This is a genomic window from Sphingobium cupriresistens (genome assembly GCF_004152865.1).
Taxonomy (GTDB): domain Bacteria; phylum Pseudomonadota; class Alphaproteobacteria; order Sphingomonadales; family Sphingomonadaceae; genus Sphingobium; species Sphingobium cupriresistens.
This window is the reverse complement of sequence record NZ_SEOO01000139.1, coordinates 1-739: the sequence shown is the minus strand read 5'-3', so window position 1 is coordinate 739 and position 739 is coordinate 1. Positions and strand designations below refer to the sequence as shown.

The following is a 739-nucleotide window of genomic DNA, read 5'->3' as shown; positions in this document are numbered from 1 at the left end:
CCAGGCAAAAGTTCGTTCGACCACCCATCTGCGGGGCAGCACCTGAAAGCCTTTCGCCTTGTCCGATCGCTTGATGATTTCGATCGTCCATTTGCCCATGCCAACCAAGGCGGATCGCAGCTTGTCTCCAGCGTAGCCGCCATCCGCAAAGATGTGTCGTAGCCAGGGAAACCGCTTGCGAATGGCTGCCAATACATCGACGGCCCCATCTCGATCCTGAATATCGGCGGCGTGTACGAGGATGAAGATGAGGAAGCCACAGGTGTCGGTCAGGATATGTCGCTTCCGGCCTTTCACCTTTTTGCCCGCGTCATAGCCCGAAATTCCGCCATTTTCGGTAGTCTTGACCGATTGACTGTCGATCACTCCGGCGCTGGGTGAAGCTTCACGCCCTTCGATCTCCCGTAGATTCATGACCAGCACCGTGTTGATCGCTTCAAACAGACCGGCATCGCGCCAGGCATAGAAATAGCGACGCACCGTTGATACCGGAGGAAAGCACTTCGGCAGAAGTCGCCACGCACACCCGCTTGCCGCGATGTAAAGCATCGCGTTCACAACCTCGCGCATGTCGGTAGTCCGGCGTCGGCCACCTCGCCTCGCCGGTGGAACAAATGGCGCTGCCAGCGCCCACTCCGTGTCCGTCATATCCGATGGATATCGCAAACCTTCCCGACTATGCTCTCGCCGGGCAATACCAGTCCATGCCACCATTCACTCCATCTTGTCGCAAAGACGG

General features: G+C 57.6%; 1 protein-coding gene. It reads right to left on the bottom strand.

The window, feature by feature from the left end:
* Positions 1-714: IS5 family transposase (locus EWH12_RS22010; protein WP_129927825.1), on the bottom strand; the 714-nt coding region annotated here is incomplete at its 3' end.
* Between the last annotated feature and the right edge of the window lie 25 nt (positions 715-739).